Below are 21,178 nucleotides of genomic sequence, written 5' to 3'. Positions count from 1 at the left end.
GATGATCTCGGCCCGGCGCCTCGCGCCCCGAGCCCGGCGCCCATCGACGTGCCCGTCACCGCCCGTCACGTCACCATCTATCACGCCCCAACGATAGTCGAACCATCGTTCAACTGGCCGGGTCCTGCTGATGCACTTGATCGAGTCGGGGCACGTGCCCAAGCATTCGCAAGCAGAACGCTGTGACGACCGCGATCGCGATCCCTGCAACCGCAGAGGCCACGTTCAGGCCCATGGTGAAGGCCTGTTGCGCTTCGACGAGTGTGCCCGCGGGGAGCTCGTCGTCGATCGCCGTGGCCGTGGTGAGACCGTCGACCAGCGCTGCCCCCTCCTCCTCGGAGAGACTTTCTGGAATCGACAGTTGAGAGCGGTAGATCGCGGCGGTGAGGCTGCCCAGCGTGGCCACGCCGATCGCGATCCCAAGCTCTTGAACGGTCTCGGACAGAGAGGCGGCCGATCCGGATTTCGACGCCGGTGCCGCACCGACCACGATGTCGGTTCCCAGCGCGGCGATCGCACCGAGGCCGAGGTAGACGAAGGCGAATCCGGCAGCGACGGTGAGTTCGTCGTTCAGGCCTGCCGTAGCCAAGAGCACGTATCCGATCAAGGAGATGGCCAAGGAGCCGCCCATGACGTAGCCGGGCCGGATACGCCTGGCCAGCAGGGGCGCGCCGATGGCCGCACCGAACATCGCCAGCGCGGGCGGCCCCATCCATAGGCCCGCGACGAACGGGTCCAGCCCCTCGACCAGTTGCAGATACTGGGTGACCAGGTACATGCTTCCTCCCACCCCAACGAGCCCGATGAGTAGGACCGCCAACGCCACACTGAACGCCTTATTGCGGAAAAGGGTTACGTCCACAAGAGGGTCGTCGAGGCAGCGTTGTCGACGCCAGAAGACTGCGCCGGCGACTACGCCGACCATGGCCGCGACAACGGCACTGACGTTTGGGCCGTGGCCTGCGATGTGCTTGATGGCGTAGATGATCGGCAAGATTGCCGTCAGCGACAGCGCCACGCTGATCAGGTCTATCCGGCCACCACCGGGGTCGCGATACTCGGGCAGCACCGCTCGTCCCAGCAGCAGCACAACGATGGCGATCGGCACCGCCACGAGGAACGCCGCTCCCCACCAGAGTGAATCGACCAGCACTCCACCGACGATCGGTCCGGCCGCCATACCTCCAGCGAACAACGTCGCCCAGACACCGATCGCCACAGCCCGCTGTCGCGGGTCGGGGAACATGTTCGAGACCAACGAGAGGGTCGACGGCATCAGCGTGGCTCCCGCAATCCCGAGCAGCGCCCTGGCCGCGATCAGGAGCTCCGCACTCTGCGCGAACGCCGCAAGTAGTGAAACCACCGCGAACGCGGCGATCCCGACCATCAGCAAGCGGCGTCGTCCCACGCGGTCGCCGAGAGTGCCCATCGTGACCAAGAAACCCGCGAGCAGGAAGCCGTAAGCGTCCATGATCCAGAGCGTCTGCGTAGCCGATGGAGCCAGATCTTCGGCCATCGCCGGCATCACCAGATACAGCATCGTCACGTCGAGCCCGAGCAGAAAAGTTGGAAGCGCCAGCATCGCCATCCCGGCCCATGCCCGCGCCCCCGAGGGTGCCGCCGCCTGTCCACTCATCAACACCCCTCACTCGACTGATAGTAGTTGTACGATAATTCAACTAGAACTATCGTACAACTACTATCTGAGGGCAAGGTGTCCCCACACTTCCCGAGACTCACGTCATGGCTTCACCCTGTCGCCCGATCCGTTCGAGAAGGTAGCGGCGCTCGGCGGCGTTGTCGGTCAGTCCGGCAGAGATGCGGTAGTGGTCTGCGGCTCGGCCGTGGTCGCCGAGGCGCTCAAAGAGGTGGGCCCGAACAGCGTGGGCGCGCTGGGTGACGAGAGGGTCGTCGGTGAGGTGGTGCTCGCGGTCGACCTGATCGAGGAGCGCGAGTCCCCGCTGAGGGCCGAAGGCCTCGGCAACCGCGACCACGCGGGCAAGACGTACCGGAGCGGTCGGCTGAAGGCGCTCGAGCCAGATGGACAACGGAATCGCAGAACTGTTGAACCGCGACCGCGACACCCTGGCCAGACTCACCACAGTCGACACCGACGGATATCCACACGTGACACCGATAGGGTTCCTCTGGACGAGTGGCCGCTTCCACCTCACCAGCCGTCCACATCTGGCACGCATACGCGCCAATCCACGGGGTCGGGCTGGTTGTCGACATCGAAGACGACTTACGACCCGACGGCGAACGACCCAACAAGCAAGTACGCGCCTCCGGGCAATCGGAGTTTTCAACCGGCATCCAGCCGAGGGAATTCCACTCCGACCTAATCGCTCAGGCTAGCTCAGATAGGCACGCGCACGTTCAGCCATTGCCCACAGCTCGGTGTCGCTAATCTCGACTCCTGAGAATATGAGACTCACATTGACTACATCAGAGAACAATGACCACCCTCTGCGACCTGAATCGTCTGCCATCGTTCGGACGTATGAGTGTTGCCCGAATGTTGCCGCCTTTGCGGTCGGAATCGGCGCGAAAGAGTACGAAGACCCTTCGTACAATCGTCGCTCCTCATCCATGTCACCGACCTCGGAAGGATGTTGCGGAACAGTCATAACAAATGTGGCCGTCCGCGCGTAATCTTCTGATAGCACCAGGTTAGCGGCAAGAAATCGATCCGGCGCGACTTCGTCGTTGTCAATTTCGATGGCATACGCCCGAAGCTGGTTCGGAAGAATTTCGACCAACGCGGCATGATCGCCGCGAAGCGCAACTAGTCGACCTTCAGTTGCAGACACTGGCGCCGATGCCCCCGAACTCGAGCTTGTAGGTCTTATACTTTGATCTTGACAGCCCGAAACGCCAATGATCGCGATCGCCGAGACGGTACACCACCGAACGCTAGCTTGCCAGCGCCGCTGAGGGAGACCCTTCATGAGAACCCCCCACAGGCCGACGTCGATCCCGTCGATGGGTAAGCCGTGATTATCTTGAAACTGGAGTCGCTCACGACGACATTCGACCAGAAATACGAATTAGTGAGTTGTCCGGTTCGCTTGTTGAACCTCCAGATCTTACGCGCATAACACCGGGTCGAGTCTCGACCAGAGCTGGTCCGCAGCGAGAACTCTTCAGGATGTTTGAGCGTGGCCTCTATAGAATAGTCCATTAGGTCCATCCACTTATCCCCGGTAATCCCGGCCATATTGCTCAGTCGTCCAGATGATTGCCCTTTATGTGCCCGAAACCCCACTTGTTGGTTCCACAGTACATCCGCGCAATTCCACCGGTCGTCGTGTATCCAACTGTGTCAGTAAAGTCCGCGATATCGTATTTTGCGATCTCGCGCATTTCTGACGACGCGCCGCACGGTCGATAGGGTGGCACACCGGGCGAGTCGGCTTGAATCCTGCCATTGAATATCGGCCCCCGGACGACGGCACCCGAATCACTGGCGGTGTCGAACTTGGTCGAGCGGAGCCGGACTGTCCGGCCGACGGCACCGGCACGATGGGCTCCTGCCCCGGTGTTGGTGACGGAATGTCTGTCGGCGCGTGAACAAACGGCTGAGGTCCTGCACCTGACGTGGTGGCCGACGCTGTCGGGATCGTCGGCGCGGTGACCGACGGCATCGAGGTCGTCGTAGTCGGTGTGCCCGGATCGTGGCATATGTACGGCGGTGTCGGCTCAGGAGCATCCGAGATCGTCGTCCCGGGATGTGCTGCCACACACGCTTGCTTCCACGACTGGTTGTATATCGCAGTCTCTCGCGCGCAACGCTCCGCCGGTGAGCGAAGAGGGTCTCTGACCTGTAGTGGAGCTAGGGAGAATCGAACTCCCGACCTACTCGATGCGAACGAGATTCGTACCGAAACCACCCGACCCAGGTCAGGGCGTTGTTCTGTTCGGAACTCGTTGTCTGCCTGCGCTTCTCGACCCAAACGGTTACGTGCGGCTGCGTTGGCAACACGCACTCGTGTTGGTCGTCCTGCGGGACCACTGCGGGACGGCTGCGGGACGGGTCCCGCCGATCGAACACATGTACTCACGCGGCTGTTCCCGCGCGACGGGGGTCGGCGGATCGGTGCAGGAGGTGCGAGACGTCCACGCCAGAACCCAGGAGGGGCGCAAGTGAATGACATCTTGTCACTCACTCGTAGACCCCTCGTCTCGAACGGCAGACCATCTCACCGTGGCGCGAGCTACTTGCTGCGCACTCCCCACGAGTGCGAGAGTCCCAGGAGCAGAGCATCGAATACCCCGCACGGCCAAGGGTCACCACATGCCGCACACGGTTGGTTGACCTCATGCACGTCTGGTCGGTGCTCGCGATAGAGCTTCGGTTCGATGGGCTGCTCGGGGTGCTGAATGTAGCTGTAGGCGTACTCATCGAGTCGGCTGTACTCGTTTGCTTCGTAAGTCACTCGACGATTGTGCCGCGACTCGTACAACGAGGATTGTCAGTGGTCGGGTGTTCACTCGCAGCATGAGCACATACACAATCCGAGTGACCACACCCGACAATCAAACGCGGCCCGTGGAGGTCCGAAGTCATAGCGTCCTCGATAGCGGGGTTCTCAAGGTCGAGCAAGCAGACGGTTTCGTTCAGCACTACTCCCCAACAGGGTGGCTGCGGGTGCTAGTTAGACAGCCCAAACCAGCGTCTCCTGTGATGGCCTCCCGCAACAGCATGTCGACCGATCCGTTCAGACGCTCATAGCTCCCCGTAGACAGCACTCATCGCGCTACTCACGGCGGTCTTGCCCGCTGGGGCGAGGGCGTCGAGTATTCCGGTGCGCTGGAGGCTCTCCCGCAGTGCGCCCAGGCGTCGAGCGACCTCGTCGGCGAGGAACGAGACGGTAGTGGGGTGTCCTAGTTCATCGACTACCAGGCCGTTATCGAGGGCGTCGTCGAGACAGCGGGCGGCGGATTCGATGTCGTGGCAGCGGGCCAGGGCTTCGGATGCCTCGGGGGTGGCGGGCACCAAGAGCGTCGGGTTGAGCACTCCACGTTTCATCGCGACGAACTGAGTCACAGTTGATGTCAACGCGATGGCCGCGTTGTGGGGATTGGTCACAAAAGGCTCCTCAAGGTGTCGCAGGGCCAGGGGTCCCGCAGGTGCGGCAGACTCCCAGACGTGCGGGGTCGGTGTGGGTGCGGAGAATCTCCGCGTCGAGGTCGTGGGTCGGATGGCGGTAGCCGCGTCGGGCGATGGCGGCGGCTGCCTGCTCGGGGATGGTCACTGCCCCTCCTCGGGTGCGATGCCGGAGCGCACCGCGTCGATGGTGTCGTGGAGTTGGTCGGCTAGGGCGAGGGCTTCGCGTTCGGACAGATGCCAGTTGATGCCCGCGAGCCGGAGGCAGATCGGGTATGGCCCCCTGCCGATGTCGACCACGGGACGGATCGGGCGGCGTCCGCAACTGACCTTCATTAGCACCCGTCCTCGGCGATGGCGTCCTCGATGTCGTTGGCCAGGTCCCATATCTCTTGGGCAAGCTCACGCGCCCGATAGGGGGTGAGGTCGGTCTCGCATCCTCCGGTGATCAAGGTGACCGTGGGGACGGGGAGAGTCCTACCCCAAGCGATCGCCGGAGAGTCGACCGAGGGAACCCCGGTGAGGTCGAGGTCTAACTCGGTCTCGCGCAGGTGCCATCGGGTGGACCACACCGCGAGCCGAGAGGCGATAGCCCGCCTGAGTTCACGCAACATCGTTTGATCCCATCGTTCGAGCTGCCATCCGCAGACCGGAGGCTTGGCCCAGGAGGTACCAAGAGTCACCCGCGTGTGTCTGCGGGTACCCGTCCGCGATTCGGTCAAGCTGTTCAGCAAGCTCGCGCAGTTCTTCGGGGGTCATGCGTTCCACGCCTTTGCATTCATCGGCCCCCAGGAGAGGGGCATCGGGTCGGTCATGGGTCGCGGCGTTCTGGGAATCACCGTTTTCCCTGGGGTAGTGAGCATCTCGGGGCGTTTCGACTTGATGAGGTATTGAGGCCGCTCGGGTTCGTAGTAGGTGTTCAAACAGCTCGCGGCCTGCATGAGTGCCATCACGAGGTCGTCGTGCCCTTGGGACTCGGGAACTGAAATTCGGGTGAGACCGGAGTCGAGCGTCTCAAATGACAAGTAGGACAACTGTTTTAAGAGTTCCGGATGTCGCGGAAGAACCAGCCGCCCCTGTTGTAACAGCAGCTTGATTGTGGAGAAGCCCGCCATCTTTCGCCGCGCCGTTGTGGTTACCGGGAGCACTCCCGGCATAAGGGGCTCGTGTAAGAACTTCTCATAGAGAGCTTGTGTCGGCCCCTGACCAACACCATTGGTCTCACTGACAACCGAGACGAGTTCGTATCCCCTGCCCACCTGAACGATCCGCTCGACGAACTGGGTGAACGGCATTCTGTAGTGGTGTTCGAGCCACGGCACGTAGAACACAGGCAGGTCGTCGCGCCGTCCGATGAGGTGTTCCTCGTCGACGGCCCCCAGGAGGACTAGGGCATTCGCGTCCAAGCTGTAGCCCCAATCCACCCCCGCCACTGCGGTTGCGCCCCTGGCCCTCTCGGGGGCTAACAGTTCGTAGTCCGCTGTCGCGCTCTCGATCTCATTGGTAGAGAAGTACGCCCCCGCCTCGTCGGGCCACTCCGCGAGGTACTCACGGGCAAAGTAGTTCGACGGCTCGCGGGCTTCGATGTCGGTGAGGTCTTCGTCGCTGATGAGAGGTGAGACGATCGACGGCCAATGCCACGACGCAACTTTCGTGTCGGGCACCCTGCCGAGGGTCCACAGCCGTCGGAAAAAGTGCTGCGGGTTACCCCAGGGCGAAGAGGACAGGACCACGCGACCGCGTCGGGCGATCACCGCTGGTTCTGCCGCCCGCCAAATATCCTCAGCGACGAACCCCGCCTCGTCGATGATGAGGAGATCGACGGCCCAGCCGCGAATCTGCCTCTCCGACGCGGGAACCGAGACGATCCGCGACCCGTTGCTCAGCGTGAGAGTCGTCTTATGGTCGTCGACGACGCTGCCCCGCAGGATCGGTGCTTTCGTCGCGAGGGTCCCGCACTCGTCGAGCAACCGCAGAGAGGCCGTCTCACCGGCACTCACTAACAGGGTCAGCGAGCCGGGCACGGTGAAGGCTTGGTGCAACGCCAGGACCGCGAGAAGTCGCGACTTGCCGACCTGCCTGCCCGCGCAGACGATTCGGTACCGGGCCTCGGATTCGGCCATCTCTAACTGATGCGACCACAGTGGTTGCCCGATCAAGTTGTCGGCGAACCTGCCGACGTGCTGGAGGTCGTCGAGGGTTGTTGTCACGCGCTCCCCCTCTGCTCGCGGAGATACTCCTCTTGCGCTTTGGCGATGTCGACCTGAGACCGACCAGCCTCCCCCAGGTCGCGTAATACCCGAGCATGAGATACGGGCGTAAGCCCAAGTGCGCCAGCGAGATTGAGAGCCAACTTATCGAGATCGGCACGGAACTTGGCTGCGGGCTTGATGCTGCCGCCCTTGCCGATGACCCCGTGTTCCTCCAGCCAGGCGTCGAGGCGTTCAATCTGTGCGAGGGTCGTCCCGTACCGGGACAGTTGCGGGCCGTAGCCCTCGTTGTCCAAGTGCGGCATAGCCTGTCGTAGCCCCGCGACGATCTCGTCACGGCGGGGGTTCACGAGCTTCGGAGAGTGCGCACCGTGCCGGAGGGCGCATTCGTTGCCGTCCTTGAAAAACGGGGGCCGCTGTCCTGGGAATGCAGGCACCCACTCGTTCACGCGGCCACCGCCTGCCTGATCTCGACCATATGGCACCGGCATGAGGGATGGAACAGCCCCAGCCTCTCGGCCTGGGCCACCGTGAACATCCCCGGGGTCGGTCGCAGGGCGAGGTGTCGATTATGGAAGGGGCGACACTTGCCGCAGGCCCCCTGCTCGGTGATCACCTTGACCACCGTCGACCCTTTCGCGAGGAGTGTCCCCGTGTATGCCTGCCGCGCAGCGTTGAGAATCGCTGTGTCGACGGCTCGTTCGGTCCACTCGACCGCGTCGTACTCACGCCCCAGAGAGTCGGTAATCCGCAGGATGCCGCGTGCGACGAACTCCCGCACAATCTCGCGCAGCACGTCCTCCCGGGTCTCAGTAGTGATCCGGGAGAGGGCCTCGTCCGCGAGTTCGTGGAACCGCTTCACCGAGATCGTTTCCATCCGCCCCAAGGCCAACAGGACGGGAAGCGTCAGCTTCCGGAGGGACGGACGGTAGCCGCTGCCTGCGGTCCTCCAGGCGTTCACCGTGCCCGTCATGACATAACTACTCAGAGTCGTCACAGTGGACGAGATCGAACGCCTAACTGCCCCCTCCTGCCCCGCAGGGTTGCGAGTCACGATGGCACGCTCGAACGCCACCTGGACAGCGGTTTTCAACTTCTGGAGCGCACGCGCCACCGCCCCGGCGGTGTTCGCCGCGATCCGGTAAGCGCGGTTCAGATTCATCTCACTTGACCCAGCGCTTCCGGAGGCGGGCTGCGGTCTCATCGGCAGAGGCCGCGATGGTGTTCTGCACCTTGCGGGCACGAGTGCGAGTCACCTTCGCCCGCCCCTGCGGGGTGAGCTTGGCGTCGTCGACCTTCACGTCGGTCGCACCACATACCGGACAATCGTCAAGGCCCTTCTCGGGTCCGCCCTGCGGGCTGTCTGCGTTGCGGTAGCGGGCCGCGAGGTCTTGCGCTGCCAACTCCTCGCGCATGTTCCCCTTGGCGCGCCTGGCCATCCGATCCGCCCGCAGCGCTGAGATAGCGTTCTCGTCGGTGACCATCGTTTTGTCGATCTCCCCCGGCTGGGCGGGCTTCCACTTCGGATCGGCAGTCGGCAAGGGTTCGTGGAATCCCTGGGTGGGGGTGTTACATGCCGGGCACGGAACACCCGGCGACTCCTCAATTGCTTTCTTGCGCTTGGTGATTACTGCGTTGGGCTTCGTGGGCTTCATGGTTCTCCTAGCTTCGGCCTCCGGCATACGCCATCGCTTCTTTCTGCTCGCGCAGACGGGCTAGCCGCATAGCGGTTTGGGCGTCGGTGCCGCTGATGTGATAATTCGTGGTGCGATTGTGCGAGTTGACGTTCTTGGTAGCTGTCTCCTCGTGGGTGGTGAGGGTTTGGGCTGCGGAGTTCTTAAACGTCTGCGCGACACCGAGACCCGACTCGACCGCCGAGTTGAACGTGCGCATCGCACCTATCCCCGCCTGTACCGCAGGCCCAACCCCGGGCACCGTGTTCGCCGCGCTCGTCATGGCAGTTGCCGAGGTGTCGGCGATCGTGCGGTTCAGGTTGTCGAGTACGGGGCCAGAAAGCGCACCGAGAATCCCGGACACGTCCGACCATTGCTCATCTGTGAGCACCGCTTCGGGTTTGCCGGTCTGGTTGCGTACCCAGGTGTCACCCACGGGAATCCTGCCGCCTGCGTCATACCAGTGCGGCGACTGCGATGACCAGAACTGCCACGCGTCCGAGGGCGTGTGATAGCGACTCTTGATGTACTGCCCGCCACCGACGGCTTGCTCGGCTGCTGTTGCGCCGTAGGGGAATTGCGCTCGGGTCGTGTCGAGGAACTGGAAGAGACCCTGTGCAGTGCTCGACGGGTTCGCCGCCCCGACATCCCAGGAACTTTCCCCGTTGATGAGGCGAAGCGTATCGAGCCACTGCGCGGCCTCGGTCCACCCGTACTTGAGCCACTCCGAGTAGACGGCTTCCTTGGCCCCTGGGGTGCCTGCGGCGATTCCGCCCTCGGGGACATCGGTCGGCATAGACGGGGACGCGGGTTGATCCGACGCGGGGCCTTCCAGCTTCGCCTGACCAGGGGTGGTCTGTCCCGAGGTGGTCGGTCCCGAGGTGGTCTGTCCCGGGGTGTTCGTAGGCGTGTTGGGGTTGTTCTGGTCCGGAACGGTGACGGTCTTCGGTGCCGTGTACGCCCCGCGACTGTTCGTCTGGGCCTTCCCCGCCAACCCCGCGAGGCCTGACAGGGAGTCGTTGCCCTGGGTACCCACCGCGTTGCCGACGACGAACGCCGCATTGACCGCACCGGGGAGTTCGTCGGGAATCCCGAACACTCCCAGTGTGTCCTGTGCGTAGTACGTCGCGGCGTCCTGAGCGAACTTGCCCGCCCAGCCGGAGATGGTGGTGGGCTTGTCCGAGTCGGTCGTGGCACTGGGGTCAGTGCTAGCGGTGGTGTTTGTGCTGTTCGGTGTCGTTCCGGTGCCTGGGTAGGTCGGGTTCGGGAGATTGCCTCCCGATACGTTCACGTTGGCGTTCAGGAGGTCCTGCGGGGCAATGGCGAGATGCCAGAAGTCGGTAAAGATCGACTGGTCTGCACCTTGACCGGAGCCGTACTCGATCGGGGTTCCATCTGGCCCGTGCGCCTCGAAAGGGGTCCCCCCGGGCAAGGTTCCGGCTGTGTGCCCGAACGCCCCTCCACCCTGGTCGTAGAAGCCGATGGTGATGGAATCGTTGCCACCCTTGCCCAGGGTGAACCCTCGTGCGGATAGCCACGGACCCTCGACGGTGGTGTTCATCCGACCGACAAACGGGTCTTCGCCAAACAGCGCGTTGATGCCCGCCGAGACGAGTCCAGAGCAGTCGATATCGGTGCGCGAGAATCCGCCCATCGCATAGAGCGCCGTGCTCGCCATTGAGGAGAGAAACGACATCATGCCCGCGAGGTCAGAGGGCTTGCCGGTGGGCGACGTTGGGCCAGAGGGCTTGCCCTGCTCGGAACCCGGCACAAAAGTGCTGTTGCTCTTGGCGTTCGGGTCCTCCACGGCCCCGCCCGTAGCCAACCCGGGAAGGTTGAACTTCTCCCCCTGGTTCATCGCGGTCAGAATCTTCTGGTTACCAGGGTGATTCGAGGCGTCGGCGGTAACCACTGTCTCCTTGTCCGCCACGCGAACAATAGGGATTCCGTCGGCATTAACGCCCACGATTGAGTCAGAGGTTCCCGTACCTGGTCCCGACAGGCGACCGTTCTCATCACGGACCGCGCCACCTGCATAGAGCCGGGGAATCTGCGGCATAGAGACAGTGAGAGATGGCAGCTTTTTGCCCATGATCTCCCAACCGCCGACCTTGATCGTGAAGGCGTTCCAGCGGTCGATAATCCAGTTCAACGACTCTTTAAACGCCTCCGAAATTCCGTTCCACATGCCGGAGGTCTTCTGCGCGATCGAACTACCCAGTCCCCCAAGCCAATTCAGCATGTCGTCCATCTTCTGAACGACGGCGTCTTTCGCGCTGCCCGCCTTGGTGCCCAGGTCGGCGAACCACTGTCCGACGCCCTGCGCGGCTGTCGAGATCGTCGACCCCGCCGTCGATGCGGCGTTCGAGATCGAACCCCAGGCACTCGACCCGACGTTCTGGAGCTTGTCTAGCGCGGTCGAGCCGATGTTCTGCATACCTTGCACGAACGAGGTAATCGTCGGACCGATGTTTTTGTCGTAGCTGTCTTTGACCGACTTTCCGACGTTGGCCCAACGCTCGCCTGTTTGCTTCCAGGCTCCACCGTCCCAGGACCCTGCCCCGTCGTCTCCGTCGCGTGAGGAGTAGCCGAACAGACCCGCAACACCACGGCCTGCCTTCCCGATGATGCCGTTCTTTGGGATAACCGGGATCGTGGCCGCGAGACCCGACTCGCCCGGGTTCCATGCCGGGTTGCCCTCGGAGTCAACGGTGTTGCCGTCCTTGTCTTTCAGCCGTGCGGAGTTCGCCCCTGCGCCTGTTGACTTCGACTCGTCGATGTTGGTCGGCTTCTTTTTGCCGTCGTCACGGGGACCCATACCGGAGACGAGATGCACGATGTCTGCGGCTGCCGAGATCGTGCTCGCAATGTCTTTGGCCGACTGCTTGACGTCCTCGAAAAAGTCTTTGAGCTTCTGTTGCCCCTCCGGAGACCCGAGGAACTGATTCCACTTGTCGAGGGTCGTCGAGATGCTCTTGAGCATGTCGTCGCCGGTGTCTTTCCCACCAGAGAAGATGTTCTTGACGAGTTCGACAATCTTCGACCCGATGTCCCAGAGTTCGTGAAACTTGTCGATCGCACCTTGGATGAACTCTTTGAGCTTGCCGTTCGAGTCGAGGCCCTTAATCCACTCGTCGAACTTTTGCATCGTGTCTTGGAAGCTCTGCCCGATGCCGGGGAGAAAGTCAGACCCGACGGACGCGATCGTAGTCAGCGCCGACCCGAGGTAGCCCAGGCCGCCCAGGAACTTGTCCACCGACGCAGCCGTGTTCGAGAAGATGTTCGACCACGCGCTGATGTTCTCGGGGCGCGACATCTGGTCGATAATCTTCGACAGACCCGAGTTGAACCCCGATGCGATGTCACCGAGGCCCTTGTTCAAGGTGGGCAGATAGTTGTTGCTCAGATCGACAATCTTCTGACCTAGACCATCAAATAGCTTGTCCTGCACATTATTTCGCAGTTCGCCGAACGCCCCGGACAGGCTCTTGATGTCGGTCACGAACTGGCGTGCGTTGGGCGATAGCTTGCTCATCGCCTCGGCGTACTTGTCGACCCCGCCCGCAGCCGCAGCCGTGGAGTGCGCCTGCTGGTAGTAAGCCTCGTTCAGTGCCCACTGCGCATCTCGCAAACGACGATTCGCGTCGGTCTCGCGGTCGGCAGCGTCGCTGAGTCGCTTCTTCGCCTCGACCACCTTGTCGCCGCCGTCGACGCCTTTCTGATTGGCATCCCGGGCATCCTGACCGGCTCGTGTCTGGTCGGTGTTCGCCTTATTGAGGCGGTTCTGCGCCTGTTGGACGCGGAGTTGGTCCTCGGCAACGTCGAGGTCACTCGCCTTACCCAGGGCGCGATCCTGCCGAGTCTTCTGGAGGTCGGCCTTGGCCCGCGCGAGACCCAGCGCCGCGTCCTGGGTGTTGAGCGTCGCGTCGGTCAACTGCTGGTTGACGTCCTCCAGCTCGCGCGCCTGGTCCTTATAGGCGTCGTTGAGGTCCTTTGCGGCGTCTCGGGCGTCCTGCTGCGCGTCGGACACAGCCCTAGCGGCGTCGGTCACCGACTCCTGAGCCTGCGTGACGCGCTGCGCGGCTTGCTCTTGGTCGTGGGCCGCGTCGGTCGCAGCACCGCCCGCAGAGGTGGCCGCGTCGCCGGATGCCTTGAACGCGTCCACGACCCCGCCGAGACCCAGGCCCAGGGTTGCCACCGACGCCCCAGCGGCCCCGATCACCCCCGGCAGGAGAGCAAACACCCCAAGAGCCTGAGAGGCAGACGCGATGAGCGGAACGAGCGAGATCGCAGCCAAACCAGCGAGTGCCGCAGCCGCAAGGCCGATCGCACCACTCAGATTGCTAAACGACCCCGCAGCGGATGCTGCCGCGTTCCCCGTACCTCGAACCCCCGTTGAGGCAATACCTCCGAGGACGCGCCCCAACCGGTCAATCGCGGAGCGGTCGTAGTCGATGTTCACGTGGACCGTGGGCCGCAACGACCTTGCCCAGGTCTCTATCCGTGCGGTCGCTCCCGCGAAGTCGGGGTCGAGACCGACGTTCACTCGCGTGGACGACGCCAGGGTTGCCCGCCTGAGAGAACGTTCCAGGGAGCGAGGATTGACCTCCGCATCAACCTTGACCGTGGCGTTCGACGACCTCGTCGCAGTGCGCAGCGAACGCTGTAGAGAACGATTGTCGACCTCGACGGGTATCTTCACCGACGCGCTTTTGCGGGCCTGCTCCGCGACTGCGCGAACTTCGGAAACAAACCGGGAGGCATCCGGAGTGATGCGCAGTTTGAGAGTGCCGCCGTAGCGATCGGCCAACGCTGCTCACCTCCGAAAGGACAAGTGGCCCAGGCCCTTATGGGCTTGGGTTCCGTCCTTTCTCGGGTAAGCGCGGGGTTGCGCTTCTGCTCTCTATTCTACGGGTCGCGTTTCAAACGCGACCCTTGAAACGCCGTACGATCGGCGGCTTTTTTCAGAACACACGCTAGGGTTTCGGTGTACCTGGTTTCTCCTGAACTCGGAATCCGGTAGGCACAGGTACACAACACCCCCGGGGCGAACGCGAGCCGTCCCCGGGGGTGTTTCTGTGTACGCGGAAATACCGTGCAATGACGCGGAAATACCGTTCAGAACCGCCCGTAGACAACAGCGTTCATGTGAAACGCGAACATCTTCGGCGGTGTTACGGCGACACAAGGAGCTAGGTAGATCGGGTCCTCATGCTCTGGGACAACCCAGTCTGCACCGATCCTCAAGGGCTCAAAACACACGGGGCACAATGACTCGATCAGAAGGGGGCGCTGCTGATGCTCCACGGTGATGACTCCTCGTGTTCGTCCTGTGCGTGCCAATGATAATCGGCGATCAGCTCCTCTGCGTTTTCCGAGTAGTACCGCTCATCAAATACGGGGCTTAGCTCAAAAGCATCGTCGATGTCGTGGGCGACGATCTGGATAGCCGCCATGAGGTCAGCGCCCCAATTCGCACTGACCCTTTGCTTCCCGGTCGGCGTTTGAACTGCCGACTGCTCCCAGGCTGCGAACAGGGCGTCGGGATTAATGACTATGCCGTGGTCGCAGCGAAGGCTGTGAATCATGCGCCAATGCCGAGCGTTCGGCTCCCAGTCCCTCCACAGCGGTCCCTGGGCATCGTTTAGCCGTTCCGTCGGCAGAGTGACCCTTCCGTTGTGACCTGGGTCATTGGGGAAAAGTGCACTTTTGATCGCGCGCAGTTGATCCGGGACCCGAGTACCAGCATCCGCGAGGTCGTCTGTTTCGGTCCTCATCCGGTCAACTGCGCCATCACGAGAACCATCACTAGGAACGGTCTGTGAAGAGTTCTTAGGAACGGTATGTAATTGCTGTCCCGATTCTGGGACATCGCGTTGTCCCGATTCTGGGACATCGTGAGAGGTCGTTTCGGTCGTCTCGGGGTCTGTTTTCGACTTGTTGTCGCGACCCTTCAACGAGTCCTTGACGACCACGGACAGTCGATACTCACTAGTGCGATACCCCCCGCCGTTGCGGTACTGGTGTCGCCGCGTGAGGAATCCCTTATGCTCCAGAGCACTCAAATGCCGCAGTAGAGTTGAGCGCCCGATCTCCAGTTCCCGTGCCAACTTCTCCTGGTTGACGTAGAGCACGCCGTTCTGATCGGCGAAGGTGTACATCTGCGCAAGTACCCCGCGCTCAGCGAGAGTCAGACCCCCGCGCTCGATACTGGGGAACTTGCCGAATCGCGTTGGTGACATATCCTTGGTCTGTGCCTTTCTTCTGGTGATCGGTGCGACGCAGGAACACCCCCGGCTGACTACTCGCCGGGGGTGTTTCCGTTTCTGTTGATATGCCGGTGTCGACATTAATCGACCACGGTGACTCCGTCGACGATCAGCGTGACCCCCTCGCGCCTGGCGTAGTGGGAGAGAACACCCAACATGTCGGGTTCGGTGTTCCCCGTTGCCGCCTCGTATTCCTTGCGACGACGGATGCCTGAGCGAACAGCGGACTCCGACAACTTCTGACCTCCCGCGAGATCAGAGGCATCGACGCCCAGGAGGAGCGCAGTGCACCGGGCATCCAGCATTGGTTCGCCGTTGATGGTGCGAACTTCTGCGCGATTTTTCATCCCTCGCCCCCCGCAGGTTCACCGTCTCCGAGACCCGAATCTTCGATCCTGCCGAACTTTTCGGCTCGATCGTCAAACGACAGTGCCGATTCCCGCTGTTGGTTGGCGATTCTGGGCGAGTTTTGAGCCTTTGGGGTCCTACCAGACCCCCCGCTCCCTTTACTGGCCTCAGAACTCCCCTCCAGTGCTCGATAGGTGTCTACCCCCGCTGCCTCAACTCGCGCCTTCATCAGCGTGAGCACTTGAACACGATTCTTCATCTGGGTCATCTCGCCGCGTAGGCGAGCGATCAAGCGACCCAGCTCGATCGGGTTCATGTCCTCGGGGTCGGTCACGATGCATCCTTGAGCATGTCCGCAATCCACTGCTCAATGACCGCCCGTTCCCAGTACCGCCTGCGGCCAATCGTGATTGAACGGGGAAGCCGCCCCTGCGACTGCATAGCCCGCAGGGTCCCCAGAGGCAGATCGGGCAAGAACTCCCGCCTGATCCCCTCGTAACCGAGAAGCTCGGTTGTGTTGTCGTCCAACATCTTTCCTTTCGTTGTCGGTCGTGGGACAACACAACGATATGCGTTCAGAGATAGCCAACAACGACGAAAACATCTGCACCACAGTCGGTTTGACGACTACTGCCAGACGTCGCCAGACGTTGCAAGGCGTACGCCATTCGGCATTGTTACCCGATCGTTATTCCGTTCAACCCATCAAACAAAATGCCTCATGATGACGAACTCTGGTAATCTGTGAGGCATGGCAAGAACGAGACCCAAAGGCGACGACATGAAACAGCTACTCCAGCAACGCGCAAAGGTGGCAGAAGCCATCTCCGAGAACCGAGACTGGTCGGAGACGGCTGCGCAGAGGGCGGAACGCGCCCGCCACGAGTTCCATTGCTCGATTGTGCGGGGGTACCTCTGCGGCCTGCGCAAGGTCGACCTCATCGAATTGTCAGGGCTATCGCGGGCGACGATCGACAGGCTCACCACTCACGACTCGATGGTCGAGTTGATCGGTGAAGACCTCGTGAGAGCGGGTATGCGATGAGCCAGCACCGCAATCGCCGGGAAGGGATCACCGACGCCTGGCATACCTCCACCGGGGAGAAGTCCGCGAAGTACGGCAGGGGGCGGCGTTGGCTCGTTCGCTACGTCGTCGAGGGCCGCGAGCTGTCCAAGTCGTTCGACAAAAAGTCAGACGCCACCGCGTTCCTGTCCGAACTCACGACCTCGCGCAACCTGGGCAGGTTCGTCGATGACCGCGCGGGCAAGGTGACCGTGGCGTCGCTGTGGGAGGACTACAAGCGCCAAGCGGGGCACCTCTCGCAAAAGACCCTCGCCTCCCGCGAGACGGCCTACAGCGTCCACGTCGCTCCCCGATGGGGCACCGTCCCCGTGGGGGAGATCAGGGTGACCGCCGTGCGGGCCTGGGTGTCTGAGATGGCTACCGAGACAGAGGACCACCGCCCCGTGGGAGTCCCCACCATTGAGCGTGCCGTGGGTGTCCTGCGGGGCATCTGCGAACTGGCAGTCGAGGACCGACGGCTCTCGGCGAACCCGTGCAGCAACGTGAAGCTGCCCAGGCGGGCACACGCGGAGCGGGCCTACCTCTCCGTTTCCCAGGTGTCGGCGTTGGCCCAGGCGGTCACCTTCCGCCCCGAGGTCGTCGAGTTCCTGGCCTATACCGGGCTGCGGTGGGGCGAGATGGCTGCGCTACGGGTGCAGGATGTCGACATGCTGCGGCGTCGGGTCGAGGTCTCGCGGTCAGTAACCGAGGTCAGGGGCGCGTTGGTGTGGGGCACGCCGAAGACACACGAGCGACGCTCCGTGCCGTTCCCAGCGGTACTGGCACCGGCACTGAGTCAGCTCATGGTGGGCAAGGGCCGTGAAGACCTCGTGTTCACCGCCGAGGATGGTGGGGTCCTGCGAAACACGAATTGGCGTCCACGAGTGTTTGACAAGGCCGTCAAGAGCTGCCAGGAGGCCGCGACCAAGGCCAGGGCGCAGGAGAAGTCCAAGGGTGGCGAGCCGGTCACCCCAGAGTTCCCGCGCCTCGCACCCCACGACCTCCGACACACTGCGGCCTCCCTCGCGATCTCGGCGGGGGCCAACGTGAAGGCGGTTCAGCGGATGCTGGGCCACGCCAAGGCGAGCATGACGCTCGATACCTACGCCGACCTGTTCGACGACGATCTCGACCTCGTAGCGGGTGCGTTGGACCAGAAGATTCGAGGCGAGATGATGTCTCAGAACACTGCGATCAGGTCAAAAGTTTCTGGCCTGAGTGAAACTACTGCGGGACCACTGCGGGACGGTACCGCCGAGGGCTAAGCCCTCACCCCTCGAATAACGCCCTGACCTGGGCTTTCTCTGGTGGAGCTAGGGAGAATCGAACTCCCGACCTACTCGATGCGAACGAGTCGCGCTACCAACTGCGCCATAGCCCCGGGTGACCACTGCGTGATCAGCCGTAGGTCACTCTAGCAGCCATCTCGCGCGTGATCACAAACGCCTCGTCGTCGTGGCGACAAGCCGGACGTCGACGCCGCTCCGATACTCTCGGCACGTGGCCACAATGTCCGATAAAGAGCTCGCAACCGCCCTCGACCGCGCGGTCGCCATCATCAACCCGATCCTCGACGCACTCGCGTCGTCGGATCCGCTGGGGATCAAGGCAAGCACATTCGACGACGACTCCGAGGATCGTTCTCGCCTCGACAAGCTCCGACACGTCGTCGCCCACGGGTTCGACGTGGCCGATTGGCCGGGCACGCATGGCTGGTCGGAGCTGTCGATCAAAGAGCGCGGCAAGTGGTGGGTCAATCGCATCGGCGCGCTCAACACGATTGCCGTCTCCTACCCCGGCGTCTTCGGCGCATGGGCCAAAGCTCTGCCGCTCACCAGCGCGCTCGGCTACGCCAATCAGGCCATCGTGCTCGTCGCCATCGCACGCGAGTACGGGGTCACCGATCGCAATGATCAAGTGCGACTGCTTGCTTCGGTACTCAGCGATCGAGAACTGAGTTCCGACGCCGCGTCGAACACCGATCCTTTCGACGACACGTCGTCAGGAAAGAAGCGTCGCGGATGGTCGGTGATCGGTGGGCTCTGGGAGGTGGCTCAGATCCTGCGCAAGGTCAACGACGAACTCGATCGTCGACCCGGCCCGCCCAAGCTCCTCGGAATGCTCGGCTACATACCGGTTGTCGGTGCTCCGGTGACGTATGTCGGTGAGCGCGTTGCGCTTTGCCACGCTGTCACGGACGCAAGCAAGTGGATCAAAAACCACCCGGAGGCAATCACCGTCAGCCAGCAGCAGCCCGACGGAAGTCCTCGTCCTCACGCATGACACGACGCCGCTGGAACGGCGGGATGTGATCGAAAATCGGGTCCTCGTCGTCGATTTCGACGACGACGGCTCCGCCGGGCCTGCGCATCTGAGGCGCGGGCTCGACCACCGGGACGAACTGCGGCGCAGCCATCTCGCGACGTCGACGCTCCTCGTCCTGCCGACGCTGCCGCGCCACACGGGCTGCCCGCTGCGCGCGTAGCCGCTGCTCGTTGCGGACCGCACTACGCAGGTATGCCAGGTAGGCAAAGAGCATCACGACGGTGATCCCGGTAGCGATCCAACCGATGAGCCCCAGGAACGCTCCGAGCGCGATCGAGATGACCACAAACGTCAGCAGCGCGATGGCCACACGCTGACGCTCGCGGTAGCGAATCTTCCTGTCCCGCTCGTCAAATGACGTACCCGAACGTCGTGCATCGCGGGTGCGTCCGCGGTCGACGACGGTCGCGGGCTCGGCTTGTGCTGCGGCGGAACGCTTGTCGCGCGGCACCGGGTTTTCATAGCCGTCGACCTCGTCGAGGTAGTCGTCTTCTGCGTCTACGTCGTCTACGTCGTACTCATCCTCGACGTCGTACTCGTCGTCCTCGTACTCGTCTTCAACGTCGTAGTCGTCGTCCGAGCTGTCGTCTTCTACGGCGTAATCGTCCTCGTACTCGTCGTCCTCGTACTCATCGTCGAGGTTGTCGTCGTATTCGAGATCGTCGTACTCGGCTTCGTCCTCGACGTCCTCGACGTCCGAATCATCCTCAAGCTCAGCATCTTCAGCCTCAGCGCCCTCAGCCTCGTCATCCTCGACCTCGGCGTCGACGACGTCCGAAGCGTCCGCGGAGTCGTCGACCTCGTCAGCCTCAGTCTCGTCAGTATCGACGAGTTCGCCTGTGAGCGTGACGTTGTCGTCACCCGACTCGACGTCGTCGGCGTCGAGGTCATCAGCGTCGAGATCCGCCTCGACGTCCGGATCAGCCTTGGGCGCCTGCACCTTCGCCCCAGTTGCACGCTTGGTGCTGGTCGCCTTCTGCGACGTCGGAGCGTCGTCGGTGTCCGCGCCGGACTCGGTCGACACCTCTTCGTCGGACTCGGTCTTGTCGAGAAGCGATGTCGCGGCGCTACTCGCCGAACGTGACGAGCGGCGCGACGTCCACGACGGGTCGTGCGGGTGTGCGCCCGCCGAGCGTCGAGCAGTCGACGTGCGGGTCTTGGTGCCGCCGCGGTGAAGGAGGCGCGTCATGCGCGCGGCTTCGGTCGACTTGCGCATCTGAGGTCGGCCCTTGATGACCATGGGAACGAGGACGAAGAGCCACACCACGACGAGGCAGACCCACAGCACGGAGTTCGGCATTCGACCTCTCCCTTCAATCACTCTGGTTACACCGGACCACCCAATAATCTAGGTGCGACCATTGCGCGAACTGCGCAGACGCGCCGAGCCCCCGCCAGATTGGAGTGATTCATATGGCTTTCTCAGCGACTCGCGCGGTGCCCGGGTTCGCAACCGGCCGCTAGCTCGCGACGAAGCGCGCGTCCACCGAGACCGCGATGTCGATGTCCTCGGGCCGCAACTCCAACGTCGGTGCGTCAGCGGGCGCGCCCGCGAATGTCACCCGAGCCATCCGTTCGGGTCCACTCGACAGCATGTCCGGGTCGGCGAGCTGCACAGCCCGCACCTCGCCCCGACCCACCGCGTCGGCGTAGGCCTGCGCCTTCGCCACCGCGTCGTCGACCGCGCGACGTCGAAGTTCCCTCTCGTGCTCGGCTCGCCCCTCACGCGTGACATCCCAACGCACGCCAGCGACGTCGACCCCCTCGACCGTCGCCCACTCGTCGATGAACGAATTGAGTTCGTCGAAGTCGACGAACTCGGTGGTCACGCGAATCTTCGTGACGTACAGCAGTTCTCGTGGCTTACCCTTCGCATCGACCGGTCGATACGACCAGACGCGCACCGACTCGCTGTGCCACGTCGACACCGCTCCCCGCGCTTCAAGTGAGTTCAGCGACTCGACGATTCGCCCCTGCACCCCGATCGCGTCGGTGTATACAGTTTCGCGGTTCGAGCCAGAGAAGTCGATGCTGAGCGAGAGCAGCGCGCGCTCGGGCGGGTAACTGTCGCGCGCGTGTCCGCGCACCACGATCTCGAGCAACTCCGATGCGCTATGCGATGACTCAGCCATACGGCAACCCTACGCAGAAGGACAGGTCGCCCAGACAAACAACCAGAA

At 62.8% G+C, this 21,178-nt stretch carries 21 protein-coding genes and 2 tRNA genes; 3 read left to right on the top strand and 20 right to left on the bottom strand.

Annotation, left to right across the window (positions count from 1 at the left end; translation table 11 throughout):
- Positions 1-109 precede the first annotated feature (109 nt).
- The 17 genes from ABW18_RS05600 to ABW18_RS05530 all read right to left on the bottom strand — a co-directional run bounded on the left by ABW18_RS05600 (position 110) and on the right by ABW18_RS05530 (position 15,944).
- A complete protein-coding gene (locus ABW18_RS05600) occupies positions 110-1,636 on the bottom strand; it encodes an MFS transporter (protein WP_049698102.1) in 1,527 nt (508 codons plus the stop codon).
- A gap of 100 nt (positions 1,637-1,736) precedes the next feature.
- On the bottom strand, positions 1,737-2,111 hold the full coding sequence (locus ABW18_RS05595) for a hypothetical protein (RefSeq protein WP_162491222.1): 375 nt from the start codon (positions 2,109-2,111) through the stop codon (positions 1,737-1,739).
- Between the two features lie 243 nt (positions 2,112-2,354).
- Positions 2,355-2,813, bottom strand: a complete 459-nt coding sequence (locus ABW18_RS23100; RefSeq protein WP_235434292.1) for a hypothetical protein — start codon at positions 2,811-2,813, stop codon at positions 2,355-2,357.
- A gap of 1,017 nt (positions 2,814-3,830) precedes the next feature.
- A tRNA-OTHER gene (locus tag ABW18_RS22680) sits at positions 3,831-3,893 on the bottom strand.
- Positions 3,894-4,217: 324 nt separating this feature from the next.
- A complete protein-coding gene (locus tag ABW18_RS05585) occupies positions 4,218-4,439 on the bottom strand; it encodes a hypothetical protein (protein ID WP_049697943.1) in 222 nt (73 codons plus the stop codon).
- A 290-nt stretch (positions 4,440-4,729) separates the two neighbouring features.
- Positions 4,730-5,092 (bottom strand): hypothetical protein, encoded by a 363-nt coding sequence (locus ABW18_RS05580; RefSeq protein ID WP_049697942.1) that lies wholly within the window; start codon positions 5,090-5,092, stop codon positions 4,730-4,732.
- A 10-nt stretch (positions 5,093-5,102) separates the two neighbouring features.
- A complete protein-coding gene (locus tag ABW18_RS22875) occupies positions 5,103-5,258 on the bottom strand; it encodes a hypothetical protein (RefSeq protein ID WP_160318040.1) in 156 nt (51 codons plus the stop codon).
- Positions 5,255-5,446 carry a hypothetical protein gene (locus tag ABW18_RS05575; RefSeq protein WP_049697941.1) on the bottom strand — a complete coding sequence of 64 codons (192 nt, stop codon included), beginning with the start codon at positions 5,444-5,446 and terminating at the stop codon, positions 5,255-5,257. The genes ABW18_RS22875 and ABW18_RS05575 overlap by 4 nt, the downstream gene beginning before the upstream one ends.
- Positions 5,446-5,724, bottom strand: a complete 279-nt coding sequence (locus tag ABW18_RS05570; RefSeq protein ID WP_049697940.1) for a hypothetical protein — start codon at positions 5,722-5,724, stop codon at positions 5,446-5,448. The genes ABW18_RS05575 and ABW18_RS05570 overlap by 1 nt, the downstream gene beginning before the upstream one ends.
- A 141-nt stretch (positions 5,725-5,865) precedes the next feature.
- Positions 5,866-7,320, bottom strand: coding sequence for a terminase large subunit domain-containing protein (locus ABW18_RS05565; protein WP_053117372.1), 1,455 nt, complete (start codon positions 7,318-7,320; stop codon positions 5,866-5,868).
- A complete protein-coding gene (locus ABW18_RS05560) occupies positions 7,317-7,769 on the bottom strand; it encodes a P27 family phage terminase small subunit (protein WP_049697939.1) in 453 nt (150 codons plus the stop codon). The genes ABW18_RS05565 and ABW18_RS05560 overlap by 4 nt, the downstream gene beginning before the upstream one ends.
- A complete protein-coding gene (locus ABW18_RS05555; RefSeq protein ID WP_049697938.1) occupies positions 7,766-8,482 on the bottom strand; it encodes a phage minor capsid protein in 717 nt (238 codons plus the stop codon). Before ABW18_RS05555 ends, ABW18_RS05560 begins: the two co-directional genes overlap by 4 nt.
- Position 8,483: 1 nt before the next feature.
- Positions 8,484-8,975: a hypothetical protein gene (locus tag ABW18_RS05550; protein WP_152930009.1), complete on the bottom strand. Its 492-nt coding sequence runs from the start codon at positions 8,973-8,975 to the stop codon at positions 8,484-8,486.
- 7 nt (positions 8,976-8,982) lie between these two features.
- A complete protein-coding gene (locus ABW18_RS05545) occupies positions 8,983-13,803 on the bottom strand; it encodes an aggregation-promoting factor C-terminal-like domain-containing protein (RefSeq protein WP_049697936.1) in 4,821 nt (1,606 codons plus the stop codon).
- A gap of 469 nt (positions 13,804-14,272) precedes the next feature.
- Entirely contained in the window at positions 14,273-15,235 is a 963-nt protein-coding gene (locus ABW18_RS05540; protein ID WP_049697935.1) for a helix-turn-helix domain-containing protein, read from the bottom strand.
- A gap of 107 nt (positions 15,236-15,342) precedes the next feature.
- Positions 15,343-15,567: a hypothetical protein gene (locus ABW18_RS05535; RefSeq protein WP_160318038.1), complete on the bottom strand. Its 225-nt coding sequence runs from the start codon at positions 15,565-15,567 to the stop codon at positions 15,343-15,345.
- 38 nt (positions 15,568-15,605) lie between these two features.
- A complete protein-coding gene (locus tag ABW18_RS05530; protein ID WP_049697933.1) occupies positions 15,606-15,944 on the bottom strand; it encodes a hypothetical protein in 339 nt (112 codons plus the stop codon).
- Positions 15,945-16,361: 417 nt separating this feature from the next.
- Here ABW18_RS05530 and ABW18_RS05520 point away from each other — a divergent pair, with 417 nt between their 5' ends.
- Complete coding sequence (locus ABW18_RS05520) at positions 16,362-16,655, top strand: hypothetical protein (protein ID WP_152930007.1); 294 nt, start codon at positions 16,362-16,364, stop codon at positions 16,653-16,655.
- The gene (locus ABW18_RS05515; RefSeq protein WP_083444306.1) at positions 16,652-17,938 is read left to right on the top strand and encodes a tyrosine-type recombinase/integrase; all 1,287 of its coding nucleotides are present in this window, start codon (positions 16,652-16,654) and stop codon (positions 17,936-17,938) included. The genes ABW18_RS05520 and ABW18_RS05515 overlap by 4 nt, the downstream gene beginning before the upstream one ends.
- A gap of 40 nt (positions 17,939-17,978) precedes the next feature.
- Here the strand turns inward: ABW18_RS05515 and ABW18_RS05510 are convergent.
- Positions 17,979-18,054, bottom strand: a tRNA-Ala gene (locus tag ABW18_RS05510).
- Positions 18,055-18,173: 119 nt separating this feature from the next.
- Between ABW18_RS05510 and ABW18_RS05505 the strand changes: the two genes are divergently transcribed.
- Positions 18,174-18,956 (top strand): polysaccharide deacetylase family protein, encoded by a 783-nt coding sequence (locus tag ABW18_RS05505; RefSeq protein ID WP_049697930.1) that lies wholly within the window; start codon positions 18,174-18,176, stop codon positions 18,954-18,956.
- On the opposite strand, the gene sepX is transcribed toward ABW18_RS05505, so the two are convergent.
- Both sepX and ABW18_RS05495 read right to left on the bottom strand, forming a co-directional pair.
- Positions 18,913-20,298: a divisome protein SepX/GlpR gene (gene sepX, locus ABW18_RS05500; RefSeq protein ID WP_049697929.1), complete on the bottom strand. Its 1,386-nt coding sequence runs from the start codon at positions 20,296-20,298 to the stop codon at positions 18,913-18,915. The two genes, ABW18_RS05505 and sepX, sit on opposite strands and share 44 nt — an antisense overlap.
- A 160-nt stretch (positions 20,299-20,458) precedes the next feature.
- Positions 20,459-21,130 (bottom strand): SIMPL domain-containing protein, encoded by a 672-nt coding sequence (locus tag ABW18_RS05495; RefSeq protein ID WP_049697928.1) that lies wholly within the window; start codon positions 21,128-21,130, stop codon positions 20,459-20,461.
- Between the last annotated feature and the right edge of the window lie 48 nt (positions 21,131-21,178).

Source organism: Gordonia jacobaea (assembly GCF_001186365.1).
GTDB classification, from domain to species: Bacteria; Actinomycetota; Actinomycetes; order Mycobacteriales; family Mycobacteriaceae; genus Gordonia; species Gordonia jacobaea.
Note: the sequence above shows the minus strand (reverse complement) of the source record. Positions and strands in the feature narration are given on the sequence as shown.